Origin of the sequence: Pseudidiomarina sp. (assembly GCF_048268165.1) — a bacterium.
Lineage (GTDB): Bacteria > Pseudomonadota > Gammaproteobacteria > Enterobacterales > Alteromonadaceae > Pseudidiomarina.
On the sequence record NZ_JBLWWA010000001.1, the window covers coordinates 1,013,257 to 1,035,560 of the forward strand.

Below are 22,304 nucleotides of genomic sequence, written 5' to 3' on the forward strand. Positions count from 1 at the left end.
ATCGCTTCGCTTGTCGTTATTCGTTGTTCTCTTTAACGATTAACCAATAACGAATAACGAATAACGCCCTTGATCTTTATAGGGTAGCCCCCTATACTTTATTCATCATATAACTGAGGTTTTAATGATGAAACACACCGTCACGCCACACCCTGATAAGCTAAAACAGAATTTGAAACAACGACTTGCCCGAATAGAAGGCCAGGTTCGAGGGCTGCAACGGATGGTCGAAACCGACACGTACTGCGACGATATCTTAAATCAAATAGCTTCGGTGCAAGCTGCATTGACTGGCGTTTCTCGGAAGCTTCTCACCCAACACATGCACAGTTGTGTCAAGCATCGACTCAATGCAGGTGATGACAGTGTGCTGGATGAATTAGACACCACCATTGAGCGTTTATTGAAACGCTGAGGAGATTTCTATGGCTACGCAACAGTATCAATTACAACTGGCGGGCATGAGTTGTGCCGGTTGTGCGAAATCGATTGAAAAAGCACTGAATACAGTCACAGGCGTCACCTCTGTGAACGTTAACTTCGCCAATGAGGTCGCTGCGGTTGAAGGTGAGAACCTGGCACCTGATGCGTTGGTTCAAGCAGTGAAAGACGCGGGCTATGACGCCAGCGTGATTGACCATAGCAAAGACAGCGCTGACGAACCTGACCAGCGTGAACAGGCACAGCGCATTCAGTTTATTAAATTCATTGCCGCAGCTATTTTATCGGCACCTTTATTGTATAGCATGGTTGGCCATTTCAGTTGGACCCAAGGCATTTATGTGCCCGAGTGGGTCATGAACCCCTGGGTGCAAATGGCACTAGCAACACCGGTGCAGTTTATTATTGGTTGGCAATTCTATAGAGGTAGCTATACCGCTTTACGCGGCGGTGCGGCCAATATGGATGTGTTGGTTGCATTGGGTACCTCGGCTGCTTACTTTTACAGTGTGTACCTTGCCCTAACTGGCGGCGCTGAGATTGCTCATCAAGGCCTTTACTTTGAAACCAGCGCGGTACTTATCACCCTGATATTACTCGGTAAGTGGTTTGAGGCACGTGCTAAAGGCCGTTCCTCTGCAGCCATTAAGCAACTGCTAAACCTGCAACCCAAACAAGCCGTCCGCGAGCTTGCGGACGGCTCCACTGAGAACGTTGATGTAGCATCACTTAAAGTTGACGACTTGGTGCACATTAAGCCTGGCCAGCAGGTTCCTGCTGACAGTAAAGTGATATCGGGCGAAAGTGCAGTTGACGAATCCATGCTGACAGGCGAAAGCGTGCCGGTAGATAAACAGGAAGGTGATAGCCTAACTGGTGGCACAGTAAATAAAAACGGCTTCCTGAAAGCTCAAGTAACGCGATTGGGAAAAGACTCGGCGCTAGCACAAATCATCAAAGTTGTTGAGCAAGCGCAAAATTCCAAAGCACCTATTCAACGTCTTGCCGACCGCGTATCGGCTATTTTCGTGCCCGTTGTATTGGGCATAGCTTTGGTTACGTTTCTGATTTGGGCGTTCTGGCTCGAGCCCGGAGATTACGGCTTCGCGCTTGAGGCAACGGTGGCAGTTTTAGTCATTGCCTGCCCCTGTGCACTCGGTTTAGCCACCCCAACCTCGATTATGGCCGGTTCCGGACGCGCCGCGCAAATGGGCGTGTTATTTAAACAAAGCGATGTGCTCGAAATTACGCACAATGTGACCACCATAGTGCTTGATAAAACCGGAACCATTACCGAAGGCAAACCCAAGCTCACTGATCTGGAGCTTGATCTCAAAGGCACTGAAGAACTTAGCGAAAGTGACTTAAAAGCTGCTATCAAAGCGCTTGAGCAACAGTCGGAGCACCCGTTAGCGCAAGCTATTGTTAACGGCATTGACGAAGCAACCAAGCAGCTAAGTATTAACAATTTTCATGCTCATGAAGGGCGCGGTGTGTCCGCAAAAATCACGCTCGATAACAATCAACATACGATTCGTTTGGGTAACAGCCGACTGATGCACGACAACGATATATCCTGCGATACCTGGCAAGAACGCAAAGAAGAACTTGAGCAACAGGGCAAAACTGCGATGTTGATCAGTTGGAATCAACAAGCTGTCGGCATTGTTGCTGTTGCCGACACCGTGCGCGAGCATGCTAAAGAAGCCATTAGTGCATTAAAACAACGCGGACTCAAAGTTGTCATGATAACCGGGGACAATGAGCGCACTGCCAATGCCATAGCCAAACAGGTTGGCATTGAGCATATATTTGCTGAGGTACTGCCGGAACTCAAAGCGGAGCATGTGAAGAAATTACAAGCGCAAGGCGAATTGGTTGCCATGGTCGGTGATGGCATTAACGATGCCCCCGCACTTGCTTCTGCCGACGTCGGTATCGCGATGGGTACAGGCACCGATGTTGCGCTCGAAACTGCGGATATTGCGCTTATGCGAGCCGATTTACGCAGTTTAGTTGACGCACTTTACGTCAGCGAGAAAACCGTTCGCAATATCCGCCAGAACTTATTTTGGGCTTTTGCGTATAACACGTTAGGCATCCCTGTTGCTGCAGCGGGGCTCTTAGCACCTTGGTTGGCTGGTGGTGCGATGGCCTTAAGTTCTGTATCGGTGGTACTCAACGCGCTGCGTTTACAGCGATTGCCGATTAAACGCGACAGTTAGCTTGTGTTTCGGCGCTGAACGCGCCACGATACATACTACAACTCGGGCTAAAGGCAACGAACTCTATGCTAGCTGTAACCATGGCGATGGCCGCGACAATAAACGTTGCGGCGCTTGAAACAAAAACCGATGTGCACTGGATAGGCGTGAGTGCGCCAACCACGAATGTAGTGTGGTTGAGCGGTTCTAACGCCACCATAGCACGCAGCCTTGACGCTGGCGAAACGTGGGAATTTTCACAACCCGCGTCAGCAACACTCCAGTTTCGTGATATTGAAGCACTCGATGCCAATCATGCATATGCGCTCAGCATCGGCGAAAATGGCGACTCCCGGATTTACTACACTTCAAACGGTGGCCGTGACTGGCAACTGCGTTTTCGCGCGGGTAGCAATCAATTTCTAAATTGCATTGCAACAGCCAGCTCCAACGAAGCGTGGGTATACGGTGACAGCAAAGAAAGTAGATGGGAAATGGTGCGCAGTGCGGACGGCCGCAACTGGCTTTCTGCCAGTAATGTGGTCGACAGCCAGCCCCTACCCGATGAAGGCGGTTTGGCTGCTAGCGGCGGCTGCGTCCGTTATAACAATAAGGTTTGGGCGATTGGTACCGCCAATGGGCATACCGCCAGGTTGCTAATAAAGCGTAATTTTGGCATTCGTTTCAAAGCCATTGATACGCCGCTTCCGGCAGGTCCAGGAGCAGGTATCGCCAGTGTCTGGCCATTCAGTGAAACCCACGTTTTGTTAGCTGGTGGTGATTTAAGCAACGCCGCTGCACGCCCGCGCTTGGTGGAATACAAAGACGATACCTTTACGCCCTTGGCTGAGCCATCACTGGAAGGTGCACTTTATAGTCTAACCGTGCGTGCCAACCGAGACATGATCGTATCCAACCCGGCTGGTGCAGCATATTTTCACGCATCCGAACAACGTTGGCAGTCACTGAGTGACGCCAACATATGGAACAGTGCCTGCATTCAAAATCGCTGTTATTTAGTTGGCAAGGAAGGGTACGTCGCGCGCATCAGCTTCGATGAGTAAAGCAGTTCCGCCAGTTAAGTGACTCACTTTGCAAAATCCGTGGCGGGCTAACACTTGTGCCGCTACCGCACTGCGGTGACCAGAGCGGCATACACAAACGATAGGCCGCTGAGCAAACTTGTCACGGTGGGTGTAAATAAATTGCACTAAGCGCGTCAGCGGTACATTGATAACTTCAGCATCCACCGACAGCTCGCGAACTTGATGTTCTTGCTGTTCGCGCACGTCGACAACCAAAGTTTCGGGTTGCTTTAACCATTCTTGTTGTTGCTCTAATGGCACATCAACCAGCTGACAAGCCACACATTCATCGGCAACTTCACAAAGCCGTTGCACCACTCGGAAGGAGTCATCACGGCTTGCAAGCAATAACGTTTGATCGTGGACCAAAGAGTTAAGCAGCTGTGCGTCTTGATGCTCACCGATAAAGGCAAAATCAACATGCGGAGCCGGATGTTCCGCCGCCAATGGTGAACTCAACAGATACACTGGTAACCGTGTGCCAACCCTATAAAGTCGGCGCTTACCAACCGGCAAACACCCAAACACTGGCACTTCGCACTCGGCGGGCGCGTCACAGCCACCCACGTGCTGCTCGGGCCAACCCACTGCGTCACGCGCCGCGCTGCAGCCACTTGCGCATAATAATTGCGCTAACATCGCGGCTGGGCTGTCAGGTTGATGCGGCTGTGTGGACAACACGGCCCGCACTTTATAATTTTGACAGGCCACTAAACGTTCAATACGCTCGGCCAATTCGGGTACAGGATCGATAACCGCCATTTCCTTAGCAGCTTTATCAATCAGCAAATAGCAACAGTGAGTATCAAAACGCAATTGCACCACGCCATCTAAATCACTGTCTATATCTTCGTTGACATCAGAAACCAACAAACACGACTGACGCAAAGCTTTGGCCGCGTCTCGAATGCGTTCACAGGCAGCATCAATCGTGGCCGCTGGTGTAGCAGGGCCAAATGACAAGCGAATGGCTGAGCTTGAACGCCATTTCTCTAACCCCATCGCATCTAGCACAAAGCTTTGGGTAACACCTGAACTGCATGCAGAGCCAGAGCTAACTCGAATATTGGCTGCATCAAACACGTCCATAATGTCGCGCGACGGCACACCGCGAACGGAAAAATTAAGCGTGGTAGGAACTGAGTGCTTAAAGTCATGATTTAACTGTAAGGTAGGAAACACACTACGCAAGGCCGCTAACAACTGAGCGCGGTAAGACTCCAGGGTTTCTTCAGTTTGAAATACGCGTTGCTGCTTATCTAATAACAGTTCAAACAGCGCATGCAAGGCAGCAATGCCTGGCAAGTTCTCGGTGCCGGAACGCTGGCCTTGTTCCTGCCCACCGCCAATAATCAATGGCGTGAATGGCGCTGCATCACGCACGTAAATAAAGCCGATGCCTTTGGGCCCATAAAGTTTGTGTCCACTAAATGGCGCGTAATCAATGGTCGTTTCAGAAATCTGTAGGTGTTGTTTACCCAATGCCTGCACACAGTCAACCATCCACGGCACCGAATCATTGTGCGTACGGATAACTTTTTCGAGTGCAACAAGGTCTTGCTTAACGCCCGTTTCGTTGTTGACCGCCATAGTGCAGATCATGTGCGCAGCACCCACGTGCTCAGCAATAAACTGATGGTCAAGCAGACCATTCTGATCAACCGGAATGGCTTTTAATTCAGCATTCAGCTGCAGTAACTTGTTCCAGTGCTCAAGGGCTTGCGGTACCGCTTTGTGTTCTGTCGCGCCATACAACAACCAACGGCGCGCACCGCTATTGGAGTTATTCCGTGCTGCGATTAATGCAGACAATACAGCGGTTTGTATGCCTTCAGTGGCGCCACTGGTGAAAAATAGGCGCCCTGCGCGCGCGCCGATAACCTGACGCCCAAGGCGACGGGTATTATCAAGAATATAACGCGCTTGTAAGCCAGCAATGTGGCTGCTTGAGGGGTTACCGAAGACATGTTCCATGACATGTTCAACGGCGTGAGCGATTTGCGGCAACACCGGTGTGGTTGCGTTACAATCAAGATAAATTTCAGCCGCTTTCGGGCGAATTTGTACCGGCGTTACCATTGAATCAACTCCTTGTTATTGGTCGATGCGATTTTCCTGCCACTGTTTTTCTTTGGCCGCGCGGGCTTCTTCGGCCATACGCGCTTTTTTATCATCGCATGGGTCATCGCAATCACATGCTTTTTCCATACCTAACGATGAAATACCACCACAGCTACCCGAAATCGATTTGCGCTGGGCGATAAAGCCCACCGACATGGCCAATACCACCACCAACATGATGACGAATACAGCAATAAAAACGCCCATGTGGACCTCCTGAGCTACTGCTCAAATCGTTTGAATGCAGTACTAGTGTACTCTTTAAATTCTTCGTTTTCACGGGTAACCAGCAATACTGCCAAACCTTTTCGATTGGCGAATTCCAGTGCCTGCTTCGGCCCCATAACTGTTAAGGCCGTCGCATAAGCATCGGCATCCATGCAGGTTTCCGTAATTACAGTAACAGATACCAGATTGTGTTGAATTGGGTAACCACTGCGCGGGTCAATAATATGTGAGTAACGCACACCATCTTCTTCGAAATAATTGCGATAATCACCTGATGTTGCGACCGCGTTATTACCTGGCTCTATGACCCGTTGCACCGCACGCTCGAGCGATACTGGCTGCTCGATGGCGATACGCCAAGGCTGCTCACCGGGCTTGCTGCCCTTCATGCGCATTTCACCGCCAATCTCGACCAAATAGTTTTGGATTTCCATTTGTTCAAGCAATAGAGCCACACGATCGACACCATACCCCTTAGCGATAGTTGACAGATCAACATACAAATCCGGTACCGCTTTGGTCAATTGGTGATTTTCGACCGATAAGTACTGATAACCAACTTGGTCGCGTACCGCTTCAAGTTCAGCTTCTGTCGGCACAGTTTCTGGCCGCCCTAGCGGACCAAACCCCCACAAATTCACCAGCGGTCCAACCGTAACATCCAGCAACCCATCGGTTTCTGCACCAATTTCCAATGCCCGACGTACAACCGTTTCTAAAGCCCGCGAAACCACCACAGGTTCAGTGGTTTGGCGACTATTAAACACCGACAGCTCGGAGCTCGGGTCATAGGTCGACATCTGACTATTGATTTGCTGCAGCACACCATCAACGCGTTCTTTAACACGCTCTGGTGAATGATTGGGGTTCGCCGTAACGTAACGAATATGGTACGTGGTACCCATGGTTTCGCCAGAAACAGATATTTGCTGCGGTACATGCGTGCACGAAACGAAAAAGGCCAGCCCAAATAGGGCTAGCCACACGCGTAGAATAAGTGAAACGTTTAGGTTAGCCACCGAGGTTAGCCACCAAAGTCATCCAATAAGATGTTTTCATCTTCAACGCCTAAGTCTTTCAACAGTTTGATAACGGCTGCGTTCATCATCGGAGGACCACACATATAGAACTCACAATCTTCTGGAGCTTCGTGATCTTTCAGATAATTTTCGTATAAAACGTTATGGATAAAGCCAGTATAGCCTTCCCAATTGTCTTCTGGTTGTGGATCAGACAATGCAACGTTCCATTCAAAGTTATCATTTTCACGCGCCAACATATCGAAATCTTCTACATAGAACATTTCTTTCTTCGAACGCGCACCATACCAGAACGTCATCTTACGATCAGTATTCAAACGACGCAGTTGGTCGAAAATGTGTGAACGCATTGGCGCCATACCTGCACCGCCGCCAACAAAAACCATTTCTGCTTTGGTTTCTTTGGCAAAGAATTCACCGAACGGACCAGAAATTGTCACTTTATCGCCTGGCTTCAGGCTAAAGATATAAGACGACATTTGGCCAGGTGGTAAGCTCATATCACGCGGAGGCGGCGTAGCGATACGCACGTTCAGCATGATAATGCCTTTTTCGTCTGGATAGTTCGCCATTGAATAAGCACGAATCACTTCTTCGTTAACTTTTGACTCTAAATTAAAGAAACCAAAGTGTTCCCAGTCGCCACGGAATTTCTCTTCAATATCGAAATCTTTGAATTTCACATGGTGAGGTGGGCATTCAATTTGAATATAACCACCGGCACGGAATGGTACATCTTCGCCCTCAGGCAACTGCACCACAAATTCTTTAATAAAGGTTGCAACGTTGTGGTTTGACTTAACCGTACAATCCCACTTACGAATACCGAAAACTTCTTCAGGAAGTTCGATTTTCATGTCTTGCTTCACGTTCACCTGACAGGATAAACGGCAGCCTTCACGCGCTTCTTTACGGTTAATATGGTCACGTTCAGTTGGCAGAATTTCACCGCCACCTTCTTTGATCACCACGCGGCACTGGCCACATGAGCCACCGCCACCACACGCTGATGATACGAAAATACCCGCATTTGCTAGTGCACCAAGCAACTTAGTGCCTGGCTGCGTGGTAATTTTCTTGTCTTCATCATCGTTAATTAAAATCTCGACATCACCCTGAGGGACCAATTTTGATTTTGCGATCATAATTACCGCCACCAAAATCAGTACAATCAAGGTAAACATGCCTACGCCGAGCGCTATTAATGTCAAATCTTGCCCTTGCATCGACTTGTACCTCTCGTTAATCCGTTGCTATCGTTACCGGTGCTTCTTAAAGGGATACGCCAGAGAATGACATAAAGCCCAAACCAATTAGACCAACCGAAATAAATGTAATGCCCAAACCACGTAAGCCGTCTGGTACATCTGCATATTTCAGTTTTTCGCGCACTGCTGCTAAAGCAACAATCGCGAGAGCCCAGCCAATACCGCTACCGATACCGTAAACCACACTTTCGCCGAAGGTATAGTCACGCTCAACCATGAACGAAACGCCACCAAAAATTGCGCAGTTAACCGTAATCAACGGCAAGAAAATACCCAATGCGTTATATAACGCAGGAACGTATTTATCCAATGCCATCTCTAGAATCTGAACCAACGCAGCAATAACGCCAATGAAGGTTAAGAAACGCAGAAAGCTCAGGTCGGCATCAGGAAAACCAGCCCAGTCCAACGCGCCAGGCGCCAGAATGTTGTGATAAACCAAGTTGTTGACTGGCACCGAGATACCCAGTACCACGATAACTGCAACGCCCAAGCCAAAGGCAGTAGTTACTTTCTTAGACACCGCCAAGAAGGTACACATACCAAGGAAAAACGATAACGCTAAGTTCTCAACGAAAATCGCCTTAATAAATAAACTGATATAAGCTTCCATGGTCTGCCCCTTATTCCTTCGGTTCTACTTGTTCGGTACGGAAGGTACGCAGTACCCAGATAAAGCCACCGATAATGAAGAACGCACTTGGTGGTAAAACCAACAAGCCGATTGGCTGATACCAACCACCTTCAGAAGCCAGTTGCATAATCTGATAGCCAAACAGGCTACCCGAGCCAAACAATTCACGAATAAATCCAACAGTTAATAGCACCACTGAGTAGCCTAAACCATTACCAATACCGTCTAAGAACGACAAACCAGGCGTGCTCTTCATTGCATAGGCTTCGGCACGTCCCATAACGATACAGTTGGTGATAATCAAACCAACAAATACCGAAAGTTCTTTCGCAATGCCGTATGCATAAGCACGTAAAATCTGATCAACCACAATAACCAAGCTTGCAATAATGGTCATTTGCACAATGATTCGTACACTCGAAGGAATGTGGTTACGAATAATTGAGATAAACAAGTTTGAAAACGCCGTAACAAAGGTCAGTGCGATACACATAACCAAGGTGTTTTCCATTTTTGAGGTAACAGCCAATGCGGAACAAATACCTAGAATTTGCAAAGCGATTGGGTTGTTGGCAAAAATCGGTCCAAATAGAACCTCTTTGACTTCTTTTGCACTAGCCATTAGTTCAGCTCCCCTTTACGAATTTTATCAAACAGCGGGCCATAAGCTTTATCGCTGAACCAGAACTGCATAGTGTTCTCAACACCATTACTAGTTAGCGTCGCACCCGATAGTGCGTCCACTTGATGGTCTTTGTCAGTCACATTTTTTGTAACTTCCAACGCCACACTGTCGTTTTCATAAATTTCTTTGCCTTCCCAGCTTGCTGCCCAGTTTGGATTCTGGATTTCGCCGCCAAGGCCCGGAGTTTCAGTGTGTTCGTAGTAGTTGATACCTTTCACCGTGTTCATATCCGGTGCTACAGCCATAAAGCCATACATAGTACCCCACAAACCGTAACCACGAATGTAAACCACAACAGTTTCTAACTCACCTTGGGTATCGTTGATAAAGTAAACTTTAGCAACATCTTCACGTGAGCCAATACCAGCGACATCTACTTTTTTATCCAGTTTCGTACCTAAACCAGCTTTCTTCGCAGAAGCAATTGGGTCATATTCTGTTGGATTTTTGCCGTCAACTGACTCCACTTCTTCAAGCGTATTCAAGTTGAATAAACGTGTTTCAACACGTTCTTCAAACAATGCGATGACGTCAGTTTCAGGAGTTAACAAACCTGCGGCATCCAAAACGTTGCGTTGCATATCTAACGCTGCGTTTTTCTGTTGCAGTGGTTTTAAACCAACTGCTGAACCCGCCACAATTATCGCGCACACTAAACAGAGCGCGATAACGACAAATAGCGTTTTCCCGAGTGATTCGTTTTTATTAGCCATTGCGTGCCATTCTCCGTTTAATGTTTGATTGAACAACAAAGTGGTCAAACAGCGGCGCGAATACGTTCGCGAACAGAATCGCTAACATAATCCCCTCTGGGTACGCAGGGTTTACCACACGGATAAGAACTGTCATTGCACCGATTAAGAAACCGTAAGCGAACTTACCTTTGTTGGTGAATGATGCGGATACTGGGTCGGTTGCCATGAACATCATACCGAAGGCAAAACCACCAACAACCAAGTGCCAGTACCATGGCATTGCAAACATTGGATTGGTATCGCTACCGATAGCATTGAACAAGAACGCCAACGCGGCCATACCCACGAACACACCTGACACAATACGCCATGATGCAATTCTGAAATAAATAAGTGCTAAACCGCCAATAAGAATCATCAGGGTTGAAACTTCACCCATTGAACCTTGGATGTTACCTAAGAAGGCGCTCCACCAGAGATCCATGTCAGCGAAATAATCGACGCCTGAAGCAGCCTGGCCAAGCAAAGTTGCACCTGAGAAGCCATCAACGGCTGTCCAAACTTGCTCACCCGAGATAGAAGCTGGGAAGGCAAAGTATAAGAAAGCACGACCGGTAAGCGCTGGGTTCAAGAAGTTGCGTCCAGTACCGCCGAATACTTCTTTACCAATGACCACACCGAAGGTGATACCTAGCGCAACTTGCCATAGTGGCATGGTGGCAGGCAAGGTTAAGGCAAACAGTACCGAGGTAACGAAGAAGCCTTCGTTGATTTCATGCTTACGTACCGAGGCAAATACCACTTCCCAAAAACCGCCCACGATAAATGTGGTTGCATAAACAGGAAGGAAGAAGCAGGCACCGTAGAACATTTTGGTACCCCAGCCAGCGCCAGCGAAATCACCACCGAGCAACTGGAACAAGCCCACCTGCCAAATGTCAGCTAATTCATAGCCGTTCGCCAATGCCATAGCGGCTTGGTTACCTACGTTGTACATACCCCAGAACATTGCAGGGAAAGTCATCATCCACACTAAAATCATGATGCGTTTTAAATCAACGCTATCTTTTACGTGGGTAATGCCCTTCGTCACTTTGCCTGGCGTGTAGAAAATTGTAGCTGCAGCTTCGTATAAGGCGTACCACTTTTCGTACTTGCCGCCTTTTTCGAAATTTGGCTCAATCTTCTCGAGGAAATTTTTTAAGCCCATGATCAGCCCTCTTTCTCAATTTCGGTCAACATGTTACGTAACACTGGACCGTACTCATATTTGCCAGGGCAAACGTAAGAACACAGTGCTAAATCCTCTTCGTCCAGTTCCAAACAGCCCAGTTTCTGAGCTTGCTCGGTGTCACCAGAGAGCAGGTCACGTAGCAAAATCGTTGGCAAAATATCAAGCGGCATCACGCGCTCATAGTTGCCGATTGGAACCATCGAACGGTCTGAACCGTTTGTGGTAGTCGTCATTGCGAACAACTTTTTAGGAATTAAATGCCCTAAGTATGCGCGCGTCACTGAGTGTTGTTCGGCACCTGGCTTAATCCAGCCAAACAGTTCTTTTTGGTCGCCTTCAGCCAATACGCTAACCTGATCGTGGAAACGACCAAGCCATTGATGTGCGTCATCAACTTTGTGACCATTCAGTACTGAGCCAGAAATAACGCGATTCTTACCCTGCGACAATTCACCTTTAGTTAGCTCACGCAAATTTGCGCCCATGCGGGTCCGCAACAAACGTGGCTTTTTAGTGCTTGGGCCGCCCAAGGCCACAACGCGGTCGGTAAACAGTTCACCGGTAGTGAACAACTTGCCGTAGGCGATTACGTCTTGGTAACCAATGTGCCATACCGGCTTCGCCGCAGACACCGGGTGTAAGAAATGAATATGTGTGCCAACTAGGCCAGCCGGGTGTGGCCCAGCAAAGCTTTCGAGTTGAACTTTAGCATCGCCCGTATCAACTTCAGCATCAGCCGCCTTAACGACAAAAACTTTACCTTGGGTCAAGTTACCAAGAACTTTTAAACCGTCAATAAATGCTTGTTTGTGTTCGTTGATAATAACGGATGGGTTCGCCGCTAAAGGATTGGTATCCATAGCGTTAACGAAAATTGCAGTAGGCTCGGCATCTAGCTTAGGCGAACGGCTAAACGGGCGGGTACGCAAGGCAACCCATTGACCCGAATTATTTAGTTGCTCAACCACTTTAGCGCGATCAAGGCCTGCCAGTTCGCTACTGTCGTACTTGGCAAAGGTTTCTTGCTCATCGCCGTCAATTTCAATGACAACAGCTTGCAAAACACGCTTTGCGCCACGCAGTACGTCTTTAACAACGCCGGCAGCTGGAGCGGTAAATTTAACCCCTGGGTTTTTCTTGTCTTCGAAAAGTACCTGGCCTTTTTTAACGCGGTCTTCAACCTTGACATGCATGGTTGGACGCATTCCCACATACTCTTCACCCAGTACGGCAACGGTGGTGATGGCTTGGCCATCCTCGATAGTTTGCTGGGGGGTACCCAAAATTGGGATATCCAGCCCTTTCTTGATCGTAATCATACGCGTTTGCACTACTCGTTAGGGAAGATTAATCTCACTCCAGCACACGCAGTTTGGTACGACCCAGCCTGCCTGCACTGACCAAATTCTGTCCATTTTCACCTAGGGCGCGCATTTTAGCACTTTTGCACGGTAAAACAAATGCGAAAAACCAAAATGCGTGCGTCGTTTTTCGTACGCTTCGCTGTTCGTCCGCTTCGCTATTCGCAAAGTCATTTCGAACAGTGCGCAGCACGCACGAACAGTGAGCGAAGCGAACGTACGAACAACGAACAACGTTAAGTTACCAGGTGACGACTGGATCCACATCCGCATCATAATCAACGCCTTCAATGCCAAACCCGAACAATTTCAGGAAGTCGCTGTGATAACCGGCGTAGTCCGCTAATTGATGGAAATTGTCCTGGGTCACTTGATGCCACAAGGCTTCCACTTTAGCTTGCGTTTTTTCGTTGGTTTCCCAATCGTTCATAAACAAGCGCCCTGCTTCATCAAGCTTCGGGTTTTCGCTATATAGCGCATCTTTTAGCAAGCGGTAGGTTTGCTCAATGCAGCCCTCATGGGTGCCTTCTTCCTTCATCACGCCATATATCAGAGAAATATAAAGTGGCATAACCGGAATCGCGGAGCTTGCTTGTGTCACCAAAGCTTTTAGTGATGACACATAAGCTTCCAGATTAATGCCTGCATAACGGGTACGCATTTCTGCGGCCGCGCGATCAAGATCTTCCTTGGCTTTGCCAATGGTTGCTTGCCCATAGATTGGCCAAGTTAACTTTTTACCAATGTACGTATACGCCGTGGTTTTTGCGTTGTCTGCCAATACGCCTGCGTCATGCAATGCAGCCATCCACAATTCCCAGTCTTCGCCGCCCATAACTTTAATGGTCTGCTGAATTTCATCGTCATTAGCAGGCTCTAGGGTAATTTCAGACACTTCGTCTTTGTCGGTGTTGTAGGTTTTCGTGGTGTACGCTTGACCAATTGGCTTCAGCGTTGAGCTGTACAGGTCGCCGGTTACAGGATCTTTGCGTTTCGGTGACGCTAAGCTGTAAATAACTAAATCAACCTGACCAAAATCTTCTTTTATTTTTTCAATCACTTGGTCTTTAATTTCGTTCGAAAAAGCATCGCCATTAATCGTATGTGCGTACAGCCCTTCTTTGGCAGCTGCCTTATGAAACGCTGCAGTGTTGTACCAGCCCGCGGTACCTGTTTTTTTCTCAGTTGGCTCTTTTTCAAAACATACGCCCAGAGTCTTTGCGCCAGCACCAAAGGCCGCGTTAATACGAGAGGCTAAGCCATAACCGGTTGAACTGCCAATCACCAACACGCGTTTCGGTACATCGTTAAGAGCCGGCTGTTGCTTCACATAGTCAATTTGCTGTTGTACATGAGCCGCGCAGCCTACTGGATGAGCATTGGTGCATATGAAGCCGCGAATTTTTGGATGAATTACCATAGTGTTATGTCCTGTTTTTTTAAATTCGTATCGATACAAATGCCGGCTAGTGTAACCGACCACACGCGCTCAAGTGATCTGAGCTGTTACGATTCCAGTTTACTGCCACCGCGGCATTGCGGTGACTCAGGTACTGCATGCAGTTGCTGCCATTCCTGCTCGCTATACACATGCAGTGCGAGCGCATGAACCGGCCCAGCCAATTCCTCCGCAAGTACTTTATTCACCGCGCGGTGCCGCTGTAACAATCGCATGCCGTCAAAATCTTTGCATACCAACACAACCTTAAAGTGGGAATCATCACTGGACGTACCATGCAAATGGCTCTCATTAATCACTTCAAGATGCGCGGGTGCAAAGTGCCGCGTTATTTTTTCATGAATGTGTTGCTCAAGTGCAGTCATAAGCACCTCTAAAATTAGTTGGCGTCCAGTGAACTGTAGCAGATGCTGTCATCACGCCCGATCTTCGCGAAGGCATTAAAGATGTTTGGCTCAGGTTGATTGGGGCGATAAGCAATACGAAATATCTGTGAACCGAAATTTCCCGATACCTGATATAACAGCACCCCATGTTCTTTATATATGGCGATTAACTGTTGTAAGCCTTCGGCTCGGTTGCTGGGGAATACAGAAATATCACCCACCAAGCGCCAGCGATTAAGCTCGTCTTGCTCAGCCATGAGTGCTTGATTGATTCTATCGCGGCAAAAACTTAACTGTATGATGCTGTTTGAGAGCGCCCAATTGCCTGTTGGCAGTTGCAACGTGTCAATTTCATGCACCCGCTGGGTTGCTTCATCCAGTGAATCATCTGTAGCACGGGGCTCGCAACCGGACAGCAACGTGAACGTGATACCGACAACAACAAGCCATTTTGCGAACGCCATAACACACCCATGTTTGAGACAACGATATGACTTGGGAGTATAAAGGCTATAGAAGGAATTAAAAAGCGGGAAGAACATCCTTGTTCGAAGGGATAACGTCATTCCATGAGTGCTATCCCAAATCCATGCAGGCATAATATCCAATTAAATATTTCATTTCAATTACAATTTGGCAACAAATTCTTAAGTTTCTCTTTTTAAAGTTGATTTAGTGTAAAAAAATTATTCTTCAGACTGTTCAACCTCTGGACTAACCAACGCCACAATCTGCCAGCCCGCCTTTGGTTCAAAGGTCTGATCGCTTGAGAAAAGATGACAGAAATCACGTTCGTCCAGCGCATAAAGGGGTAACGCACGGTTGCCATAGCGATCCTGATAATCGTCATAGTGAAATGATTCCGTAAGCGCGGTGGTTTTAACCTGCGCCCCCTGGAAAGTTAGACTGGCCAGCTTCGAGAAGGTAACGCCTTTACCAAACAATTTCAGTCGCTTACGGTACACTTCCGGCAATTGATTGCGCGCAGGAGCATCATGATCAGTGCTATGCAGCGCATAAATTTTATCCTCCGAGAACCAATCCATGAAGTGCATCGCAACCACCGGATTTAACTGTCGATAAGGTGACAAAATCAGCACGTGACCAATACCAGTGAGGTCCATATTATTTTCGGCGTGTTCCGAGGTTGGGTTACCGAAGTAAACCGGCAGGTTTTCCATACGCGCCTGTTTAATGTGCTCCCAGTTGGTGTCCGCAAGCAACACCGGAAATTTATTCTCTTTAAGCGACTTTGCAATCAGACGCGCTGTGGGGTTGGCGCCGAAGATAAGAAAGCCGCGCGCTGGCGGCTCTCGCAATTTGAGTGCGTGAGCCAACGGTTTTGCCGTTAAGCTCTGCAGCACTACGGTGCTGAGAATAACCAGGAACACCAACGGCACCAGCAACTCGGCTTCTTCCCAACCAGCTTGCTGCAATTTCAATGCAAACAATGCAGACACTGCGGCAGCCACAATACCGCGCGGCGCAATCCAGCTCAGTAATATCTTCTCTTTAAATGCCGTTTGGGTGCCTATCGACGAAACCCACACGCTTAATGGTCGCACCACAAAAATAATAATTGCCAGTAACAACACGGCCGGGAAGCCAAGCGAATTAAACGCATCAGGTTGCAAACGCGCCGCAAGAATAATAAACAACCCGGAAATTAGCAGCACCGATAAGGTTTCTTTGAACTCGAGAATGTCGTCAAGATCTAAGCCACGCATGTTGGCCATTACCATGCCCATAACGGTTACCGTCAACAGGCCTGATTCATGCTGCAAAGCGTTAGAAACAGCAAAAACGCCTAGCACTACAGCAAGGGTTGCCACGTTTTTTAAATAGTGCGGGAAAATGCTTTTGAGCAAGGCCCAACCCAACAATTTGCCGCCGGCAAAACCAAGTGCAAAGCCCACGCCGATGGTGGTTGCAAAGGCTTGTAGCGCTTGCGTCCAGCCCGCACCTTGACTCGATATTATGAACTCATACACCAATACCGCCAACAACGCGCCGATAGGGTCAATGATGATGCCTTCCCAGCGTAAGATGTTGCCAAGGCGCGCCAAAGGTCTTACTGAGCGTATCATGGGCATGATTACAGTTGGCCCGGTTACCACCACCAAGGCACCAAACAGTGCCGACAGCTCCCAACTAAAACCAATCAAATAATAGGCTGCGATTGCAATTGATATCCAGGTAATCACCATGCCAATACTGACGAGGTTCGTTACCATGCGACCGTGTCCGCGAATTTCATCAAACTTCAGCGTTAACGAGCCTTCAAACAGGATAATGGCAACGGACAGTGACACGAGTGGGAATAGAATATCGCCAAATACAGCGTCGGGATTCAACACACCAAAAACTGGGCCGATGACAATACCGACAATCAATAATGGCAGAATCGCCGGTACTTTCATGCGCCAAGCGCCCCATTGGCATAAAATTGATAGCACACCAATCAAGGCTAACGCGGACATATTTGACATAAAGAATCCTTTTAAAATTTTCCAAATCTGGTGTTGATAATAATTCTCATTTGCGTCAAACTATTTGTAGGTACCAAATGCGAATCAATATCGTTCATTCTTTTTTTTCGATATACTTCACCCCATCAATACGAGGTATTCAACAATGAGTTCAACTATGTTGCGTAAATTATTCACTCTAACAGCAATCGCTGCAGGCCTCACTGCTACAGTAGCACAAGCCGCCACAGTTAACCTTTATTCAGCTCGCAAAGAAGCATTGATCAAGCCGGTACTGGAAAAGTTTACCGCAGAAACTGGTATTGAAGTACGCCTTTTAACCGGCGGTGGCGATGCACTTCTTGCTCGCCTGCAAAATGAAGCAGCAAATACCCCAGCCGATTTATTCCTTACCGTAGACGCGGGCAACTTGCATCGTGCGGCCGAAGCTGGCGTATTTCAACCGCTCACCTCAGCTGCTGCCTTAGCAGCAGTGCCTGACCATCTGCATGGCACCGACAATTTATGGGTTGGCTTAAGCTTACGTGCACGCCCTATTTTTTATGCTGCCGACCGCGTTGACCCAAGTCAGCTCAGTGGCTACGAAGATTTGGCCAAGCCGCAGTGGAAGAACAAAGTATGCATTCGCTCATCAGACAACATTTACAACCAGTCGCTTACCGCCGCTTTAATTGAACATTGGGGCGAAGAGAAAACCGAAGCTTGGGCGAAAGGATTAGTGGCCAACTTGGCCAAGCCGCCAGTAGGTGGCGATCGTGATCAACTGAAAGCCGCAGCAGCCGGTGTTTGTGATCTAGCCGTAGCAAACACTTACTACTTTGGCTTAATGCAAACCGGTGACGACGCTGAACAACGCGAAGCGGCCAGTAAACTCAAAATCTTCTGGCCAAATAAAGATGAATTCGGCACTCACGTTAACGTATCGGGTATTGGCTTAACCAAACACGCGAAGAACAAAGCTGAAGCAGAGCAACTCATCGAGTACTTGTTATCAGCTGAATCGCAAGCTTGGTATGCAGCTACCAACAATGAATACCCAGCTGTTGAGGGTGTTGAGTGGAGCGAAACCCTACAAGCGTGGGGCGAGTTTAAAGCCGATGATTTGTCGATGACATTTCTTGGCGAAAACAATGCCGCTGCAGTTAAATTAATGAATCGTGCTGGCTGGCGTTAATGGGGTTTAATTTGTGGCGCCAATTTACTTTGGTCTTAACGGCCGTCGTTATCGGCGTGCCGTTATTGGTCATTTGTTGGTCGGTGCTGCAATTATTAGGTGGGGGTGATACTTCCACCTTAACCCATTTATGGGTCACAGTTGTTCCTGAGTACATTCGAAACTCAGTGTTGCTGTTGCTCGGTGTCGCGGCAGGTGTAATCAGCATTGGCGTGAGTACCGCTTGGCTGACTACCGCATGTCGCTTTCCCGGGCAGCGTTTTTTGAGTTGGGCGCTGCTGTTACCGCTAGCCATGCCAGCTTACATCACCGCCTACACCTACACCGGTATGCTCGACTTCGCCGGCCCCGTGCAAAGCACACTGCGTGACTGGTTTGGTTGGGGTTACGGCGACTATTGGTTTCCACAAGTCCGCAGCTTAAGCGGCGCCATACTTGTATTGAGTTTGGTGTTATTTCCTTATGTTTACTTAATCACACGCGCTACGTTCATCCAGCAATCGGCGACCACCTTAGAAGCAGGTCGCAGTTTAGGCCTTAATCCGTGGCAATGCTTTTTACGGCTGGCGTTACCCCTGGCCCGCCCTGCCATCGTAACTGGCACCACGCTGGCATTAATGGAAACCCTCGCCGATTATGGAACGGTGCAATATTTCGGTGTCACCACCTTTACCACCGGCATTTTTCGTACGTGGTACGGGTTAGGCGATTTACAGGGCGCATTGCAACTCGCTGGCATGTTACTGGTTGCTGTAATTCTATTAATTTTTATCGAGCGTTGGTCGCGTAGCCAAGCGCGCTATGACCAGCGAAGTAATCGCCCGGCCCCACCTTTTCAACTAAAAGGCTGGAAAGGCATAGCCGCGAGCATTGCTTGCTGGTTGCCGTTGGTATTTGGCTTCCTGCTGCCGGCACTGCAACTGGCCAGTTGGTCGCTTGAACGGCGCGAAGTATGGGCCGATAGCGCCTTTTGGCAGCTCACTTTCAACAGTTTCGGGCTCGCCGTTCTCGCTGCTGTCTTGGTAGTCATTATGGCCTTGTGGCTGGCTTATGGCCGGCGCCAATTACCCACCCGAATTGTTCGCACTAGCGTTGCCTTTGCCGGGTTAGGTTATGCTATTCCAGGGCTTGTTATCGCGGTTGGCTTAATGGTGTTTTTAACCACATTGGATCACGGCATTATCGCGCTCAGTAAAGCCTGGTTTGACTACAATCCAGGCCTACTACTTTCAGGCACCTTGTTCGCACTGCTATTTGCCTACAGCGTTCGCTTTTTAAGTGTGTCACTGCAAACCATTAATGCTGGCTTAGGTGAAATTCGTCCGAGCATGGATGAAGCCGCGCGTATTCAAGGCTACTCGCCGCTGCAAGTACTGCGTAAAATACATTTGCCACTGCTGCGCCCCAGCGTTCTCACTGCACTCATTTTAGTGGGTGTCGATGTGCTAAAAGAGCTGCCTGCCACGCTAGTGCTGCGACCTTTTGATTTCAATACGTTAGCCGTTCGCGCATACGAAATGGCTGGCGACGAGCGGCTGCCCGATGCTGGCCCGCCGGCTTTGATGATGGTTTTAGTTGGCTTAATTCCAGTTATTTTATTGTCGCGCGCTATGTTAAAGTCGCAACAATCTGCGCTGAAGGAGCAAGAGTTTGTCCCGGTTACAGCTTGATAAAATTCATATTAGCTTTGGCGCCTCACACATTGTTCGCGGCGTCAGCTTACAACTTGAGCAAGGCGAAATTGGCTGCCTTCTGGGGCCCAGCGGCTGTGGTAAAACCACACTTTTACGCGCAATAGCTGGCTTTCAAAGCTTGCAGGTTGGCAGCATCAGCATTGACAACAATACCGTTTCAGACAGCAATAAGACTATACCGCCTGAGCAGCGCGGTGTCGGTATGGTGTTCCAAGACTTTGCCTTATTTCCGCATCTGAACGTGGCCGATAACATTAGCTTTGGCATGCGCAAGGCCAGCTCAATCGAACGCCGTAAGCGCGTTGACGAATTGCTTGACCGCATTGGCCTTCCGGGGTATCACAAACGGTTTCCGCATGAATTGTCGGGCGGTCAACAACAACGTATAGCACTGGCCAGAGCCCTGGCGCCAAAGCCCGGATTACTCCTACTCGACGAGCCATTCTCAAGCCTGGACGCGGAACTGCGTGAACGCTTGGCCGTGGAAGTTCGCGAGCTCTTAAAAAATGAGGGCATCACTGCATTGTTGGTTACGCATGACCAGCAAGAAGCCTTTGCTATGGCCGACAAAGCCGGTGTGATGTATCAGGGCGAATTATTGCAGTGGGACACGCCGTATCAACTGTACCACCAACCGCGCCATCAATTGGTGGCCGACTTCATTGGTCACGGTGTGTTATTACAAGGCACCGTCAACACCCAGGGCTCGCTGGCATCGCCATTAGGTATGCTTGAACACCCAAGCCTAATGCAAGTAGCCGGTGGCACGCCGGTAAGCTTTCTAGTGCGCCCTGATGACATCGTGCCAGACCCCGACTCACGTTTGCGCGGCAAAATAAAAGCGCGTGGCTTTCGCGGTGCGCACAACCTGTACACCGTGCAACTAAGCAGTGGCATCGAATTACTCACTTTGAGCCCGTCGCATGAAGTGCTTGACGTTGGTGCCGATATTGGCCTGCGGGCAGAATTTGACCATCTGGTCGTATTCGCAGCAGATCACTGCGAACTACCAGGTTTTCATGAACAAGCACCTACAGTGCAGCCGTTACCGAGCGTTTTACCAAAATCGCAGTCGGCGTAACAGTAGAAACTCGATAACCGCGATAATAAACAACGCGCCGCTAAATATCCAAAAAGCGTTACTGTCATCAACACCCGGCATGCCACCAATATTAATGCCAAATAACCCAGTTAAAAAACTGATTGGTAAGAACACCCCTGCAACCATCGATAACCAATAGGTATTGCGGTTCATTTTCTCAGCTAAATCTTGATGTAGATGTTCACGTAGCATCCACACCTGTTCCAGCAACATTTCCATGTTTTCAAGTTCACGATGGGTGTTATCACGCTCGTTCAGCAACCACTGCGCCCACTCCGCATCAAACCATTTCGGCCCGTCTGCAGCGAGCTTGTCTAATGCCGTTAACTGGGGGCGTACAAAACGCGTTAACCGTAACAAGCGCCGGTGCAAATTGGTCAGCGCGCGCTGACGGTCACTGGTGGTGCCGCGCTCATCGTCTTCAAGACGTTCCATTTCCGCTTCAATGTTGTCTTGCAGCAACTCAATGTTGTTGGTCATTTCATCAACCAGCTGCAAAATAAAGTCCGGTAAAGACTGCGGGCCCTGTTGCGTTTCAAGCAAGCCTTGAATCAGTCGCACCGCTGTAACAGGACGGCGACGGAAGCTATATAGATTGCCTTTAAAATACAAAATACGCAGACTTATCATGTCTTCCGGCTTATCACCGTCAGCTTTATTCACGCCCCTTAATATCAATAAAAAACCGTCATTGATTCGATCAAACCGCGGGCGTGTGTCCTCTTCCAAAACCGCATCAATAACAGGGTCGGGAATACCTGACTGTTCCAGCCACGCAGATAATCCGGAAATATTGCGTTGAAAATGAAACCAACTATTTTGGCGCGTATGAAACGCATCGTGAATCGGTTGTGCAGGATGACTGCTGAAATCCCAGCTGTCGATCATAAATTCGGGGCGTGCTAACTGCTTGTCCGTCATGCCTAAATTCCTCTTCATTCGAATATAATCAGTCTAGACGTTCACAAGGTGCATTCACAAGTACTATCAATTCGCGTTAAAAT

Annotated in this window: 20 protein-coding genes; 6 read left to right on the forward strand and 14 right to left on the reverse strand. The window is 48.5% G+C overall.

All coding sequences use genetic code 11. The features are described 5' to 3' along the window. The first annotated feature begins 124 nt into the window (after positions 1 to 124). From ACN0UY_RS04890 to ACN0UY_RS04900, 3 genes are all read left to right on the forward strand, one after another. Positions 125 to 415, forward strand: coding sequence for a metal-sensitive transcriptional regulator (locus ACN0UY_RS04890; RefSeq protein WP_128351172.1), 291 nt, complete (start codon positions 125 to 127; stop codon positions 413 to 415). Between the two features lie 10 nt (positions 416 to 425). Then, the gene (locus ACN0UY_RS04895; protein WP_417665606.1) at positions 426 to 2,666 is read left to right on the forward strand and encodes a heavy metal translocating P-type ATPase; all 2,241 of its coding nucleotides are present in this window, start codon (positions 426 to 428) and stop codon (positions 2,664 to 2,666) included. Positions 2,667 to 2,731: 65 nt separating this feature from the next. After that, positions 2,732 to 3,709 carry a WD40/YVTN/BNR-like repeat-containing protein gene (locus ACN0UY_RS04900; RefSeq protein WP_417665607.1) on the forward strand — a complete coding sequence of 326 codons (978 nt, stop codon included), beginning with the start codon at positions 2,732 to 2,734 and terminating at the stop codon, positions 3,707 to 3,709. Here ACN0UY_RS04900 and ACN0UY_RS04905 read toward each other — a convergent pair. The 13 genes from ACN0UY_RS04905 to ACN0UY_RS04965 all read right to left on the reverse strand — a co-directional run bounded on the left by ACN0UY_RS04905 (position 3,662) and on the right by ACN0UY_RS04965 (position 17,330). After that, positions 3,662 to 5,809, reverse strand: coding sequence for an aminotransferase class V-fold PLP-dependent enzyme (locus ACN0UY_RS04905; RefSeq protein ID WP_417665608.1), 2,148 nt, complete (start codon positions 5,807 to 5,809; stop codon positions 3,662 to 3,664). The two genes, ACN0UY_RS04900 and ACN0UY_RS04905, sit on opposite strands and share 48 nt — an antisense overlap. A 15-nt stretch (positions 5,810 to 5,824) precedes the next feature. Then, positions 5,825 to 6,058, reverse strand: coding sequence for a (Na+)-NQR maturation NqrM (gene nqrM, locus ACN0UY_RS04910; protein ID WP_339878823.1), 234 nt, complete (start codon positions 6,056 to 6,058; stop codon positions 5,825 to 5,827). A 14-nt stretch (positions 6,059 to 6,072) separates the two neighbouring features. Further along, on the reverse strand, positions 6,073 to 7,098 hold the full coding sequence (locus ACN0UY_RS04915; RefSeq protein ID WP_417665609.1) for an FAD:protein FMN transferase: 1,026 nt from the start codon (positions 7,096 to 7,098) through the stop codon (positions 6,073 to 6,075). Positions 7,099 to 7,103: 5 nt separating this feature from the next. Then, positions 7,104 to 8,330, reverse strand: a complete 1,227-nt coding sequence (nqrF, locus tag ACN0UY_RS04920; protein WP_128351388.1) for an NADH:ubiquinone reductase (Na(+)-transporting) subunit F — start codon at positions 8,328 to 8,330, stop codon at positions 7,104 to 7,106. A 61-nt stretch (positions 8,331 to 8,391) separates the two neighbouring features. Continuing rightward, complete coding sequence (gene nqrE / locus ACN0UY_RS04925) at positions 8,392 to 9,000, reverse strand: NADH:ubiquinone reductase (Na(+)-transporting) subunit E (RefSeq protein ID WP_128351177.1); 609 nt, start codon at positions 8,998 to 9,000, stop codon at positions 8,392 to 8,394. Positions 9,001 to 9,010: 10 nt separating this feature from the next. Continuing rightward, positions 9,011 to 9,643: an NADH:ubiquinone reductase (Na(+)-transporting) subunit D gene (locus ACN0UY_RS04930; protein ID WP_417665610.1), complete on the reverse strand. Its 633-nt coding sequence runs from the start codon at positions 9,641 to 9,643 to the stop codon at positions 9,011 to 9,013. Then, positions 9,643 to 10,419 (reverse strand): Na(+)-translocating NADH-quinone reductase subunit C, encoded by a 777-nt coding sequence (locus ACN0UY_RS04935; RefSeq protein WP_417665611.1) that lies wholly within the window; start codon positions 10,417 to 10,419, stop codon positions 9,643 to 9,645. The genes ACN0UY_RS04930 and ACN0UY_RS04935 overlap by 1 nt, the downstream gene beginning before the upstream one ends. Beyond that, the gene (locus ACN0UY_RS04940; protein ID WP_417665612.1) at positions 10,412 to 11,611 is read right to left on the reverse strand and encodes an NADH:ubiquinone reductase (Na(+)-transporting) subunit B; all 1,200 of its coding nucleotides are present in this window, start codon (positions 11,609 to 11,611) and stop codon (positions 10,412 to 10,414) included. The genes ACN0UY_RS04935 and ACN0UY_RS04940 overlap by 8 nt, the downstream gene beginning before the upstream one ends. A gap of 2 nt (positions 11,612 to 11,613) precedes the next feature. Then, the gene (locus ACN0UY_RS04945; protein ID WP_417665613.1) at positions 11,614 to 12,954 is read right to left on the reverse strand and encodes a Na(+)-translocating NADH-quinone reductase subunit A; all 1,341 of its coding nucleotides are present in this window, start codon (positions 12,952 to 12,954) and stop codon (positions 11,614 to 11,616) included. 283 nt (positions 12,955 to 13,237) lie between these two features. Continuing rightward, complete coding sequence (gene fabV, locus ACN0UY_RS04950; protein ID WP_128351182.1) at positions 13,238 to 14,416, reverse strand: enoyl-ACP reductase FabV; 1,179 nt, start codon at positions 14,414 to 14,416, stop codon at positions 13,238 to 13,240. An 86-nt stretch (positions 14,417 to 14,502) separates the two neighbouring features. Continuing rightward, complete coding sequence (locus ACN0UY_RS04955; RefSeq protein WP_417665614.1) at positions 14,503 to 14,820, reverse strand: BolA/IbaG family iron-sulfur metabolism protein; 318 nt, start codon at positions 14,818 to 14,820, stop codon at positions 14,503 to 14,505. A 14-nt stretch (positions 14,821 to 14,834) separates the two neighbouring features. Further along, positions 14,835 to 15,305, reverse strand: coding sequence for a hypothetical protein (locus tag ACN0UY_RS04960; protein ID WP_417665615.1), 471 nt, complete (start codon positions 15,303 to 15,305; stop codon positions 14,835 to 14,837). A 222-nt stretch (positions 15,306 to 15,527) separates the two neighbouring features. After that, a complete protein-coding gene (locus tag ACN0UY_RS04965; RefSeq protein ID WP_417665616.1) occupies positions 15,528 to 17,330 on the reverse strand; it encodes a cation:proton antiporter in 1,803 nt (600 codons plus the stop codon). Between the two features lie 145 nt (positions 17,331 to 17,475). On the opposite strand from ACN0UY_RS04965, the gene ACN0UY_RS04970 reads away from it, so the two are divergent. From ACN0UY_RS04970 to ACN0UY_RS04980, 3 genes are read left to right on the forward strand one after another with little or no spacing between them, the layout of a single operon-like run. Further along, a complete protein-coding gene (locus ACN0UY_RS04970) occupies positions 17,476 to 18,504 on the forward strand; it encodes a Fe(3+) ABC transporter substrate-binding protein (RefSeq protein WP_417665617.1) in 1,029 nt (342 codons plus the stop codon). Then, positions 18,504 to 20,174: an ABC transporter permease gene (locus ACN0UY_RS04975; protein ID WP_417665618.1), complete on the forward strand. Its 1,671-nt coding sequence runs from the start codon at positions 18,504 to 18,506 to the stop codon at positions 20,172 to 20,174. The genes ACN0UY_RS04970 and ACN0UY_RS04975 overlap by 1 nt, the downstream gene beginning before the upstream one ends. Then, positions 20,155 to 21,279, forward strand: a complete 1,125-nt coding sequence (locus tag ACN0UY_RS04980; RefSeq protein ID WP_417665619.1) for an ABC transporter ATP-binding protein — start codon at positions 20,155 to 20,157, stop codon at positions 21,277 to 21,279. The genes ACN0UY_RS04975 and ACN0UY_RS04980 overlap by 20 nt, the downstream gene beginning before the upstream one ends. Here ACN0UY_RS04980 and ACN0UY_RS04985 read toward each other — a convergent pair. Further along, a complete protein-coding gene (locus ACN0UY_RS04985; RefSeq protein WP_417665620.1) occupies positions 21,256 to 22,221 on the reverse strand; it encodes a CorA family divalent cation transporter in 966 nt (321 codons plus the stop codon). The genes ACN0UY_RS04980 and ACN0UY_RS04985 overlap by 24 nt on opposite strands. Between the last annotated feature and the right edge of the window lie 83 nt (positions 22,222 to 22,304).

What these genes read in the sequence shown, in the direction of transcription:
- ACN0UY_RS04890 (WP_128351172.1), top strand. Translation starts at nt 125, where the DNA reads ATGATGAAACACACCGTCACGCCACACCCTGATAAGCTAAAACAGAAT.
- ACN0UY_RS04895 (WP_417665606.1), top strand. Translation starts at nt 426, where the DNA reads ATGGCTACGCAACAGTATCAATTACAACTGGCGGGCATGAGTTGTGCC.
- ACN0UY_RS04900 (WP_417665607.1), top strand. Translation starts at nt 2,732, where the DNA reads ATGCTAGCTGTAACCATGGCGATGGCCGCGACAATAAACGTTGCGGCG.
- ACN0UY_RS04905 (WP_417665608.1), bottom strand. Translation starts at nt 5,809, where the DNA reads ATGGTAACGCCGGTACAAATTCGCCCGAAAGCGGCTGAAATTTATCTT.
- nqrM (WP_339878823.1), bottom strand. Translation starts at nt 6,058, where the DNA reads ATGGGCGTTTTTATTGCTGTATTCGTCATCATGTTGGTGGTGGTATTG.
- nqrE (WP_128351177.1), bottom strand. Translation starts at nt 9,000, where the DNA reads ATGGAAGCTTATATCAGTTTATTTATTAAGGCGATTTTCGTTGAGAAC.
- ACN0UY_RS04930 (WP_417665610.1), bottom strand. Translation starts at nt 9,643, where the DNA reads ATGGCTAGTGCAAAAGAAGTCAAAGAGGTTCTATTTGGACCGATTTTT.
- ACN0UY_RS04935 (WP_417665611.1), bottom strand. Translation starts at nt 10,419, where the DNA reads ATGGCTAATAAAAACGAATCACTCGGGAAAACGCTATTTGTCGTTATC.
- ACN0UY_RS04940 (WP_417665612.1), bottom strand. Translation starts at nt 11,611, where the DNA reads ATGGGCTTAAAAAATTTCCTCGAGAAGATTGAGCCAAATTTCGAAAAA.
- ACN0UY_RS04945 (WP_417665613.1), bottom strand. Translation starts at nt 12,954, where the DNA reads ATGATTACGATCAAGAAAGGGCTGGATATCCCAATTTTGGGTACCCCC.
- fabV (WP_128351182.1), bottom strand. Translation starts at nt 14,416, where the DNA reads ATGGTAATTCATCCAAAAATTCGCGGCTTCATATGCACCAATGCTCAT.
- ACN0UY_RS04955 (WP_417665614.1), bottom strand. Translation starts at nt 14,820, where the DNA reads ATGACTGCACTTGAGCAACACATTCATGAAAAAATAACGCGGCACTTT.
- ACN0UY_RS04960 (WP_417665615.1), bottom strand. Translation starts at nt 15,305, where the DNA reads ATGGCGTTCGCAAAATGGCTTGTTGTTGTCGGTATCACGTTCACGTTG.
- ACN0UY_RS04965 (WP_417665616.1), bottom strand. Translation starts at nt 17,330, where the DNA reads ATGTCAAATATGTCCGCGTTAGCCTTGATTGGTGTGCTATCAATTTTA.
- ACN0UY_RS04970 (WP_417665617.1), top strand. Translation starts at nt 17,476, where the DNA reads ATGAGTTCAACTATGTTGCGTAAATTATTCACTCTAACAGCAATCGCT.
- ACN0UY_RS04975 (WP_417665618.1), top strand. Translation starts at nt 18,504, where the DNA reads ATGGGGTTTAATTTGTGGCGCCAATTTACTTTGGTCTTAACGGCCGTC.
- ACN0UY_RS04985 (WP_417665620.1), bottom strand. Translation starts at nt 22,221, where the DNA reads ATGACGGACAAGCAGTTAGCACGCCCCGAATTTATGATCGACAGCTGG.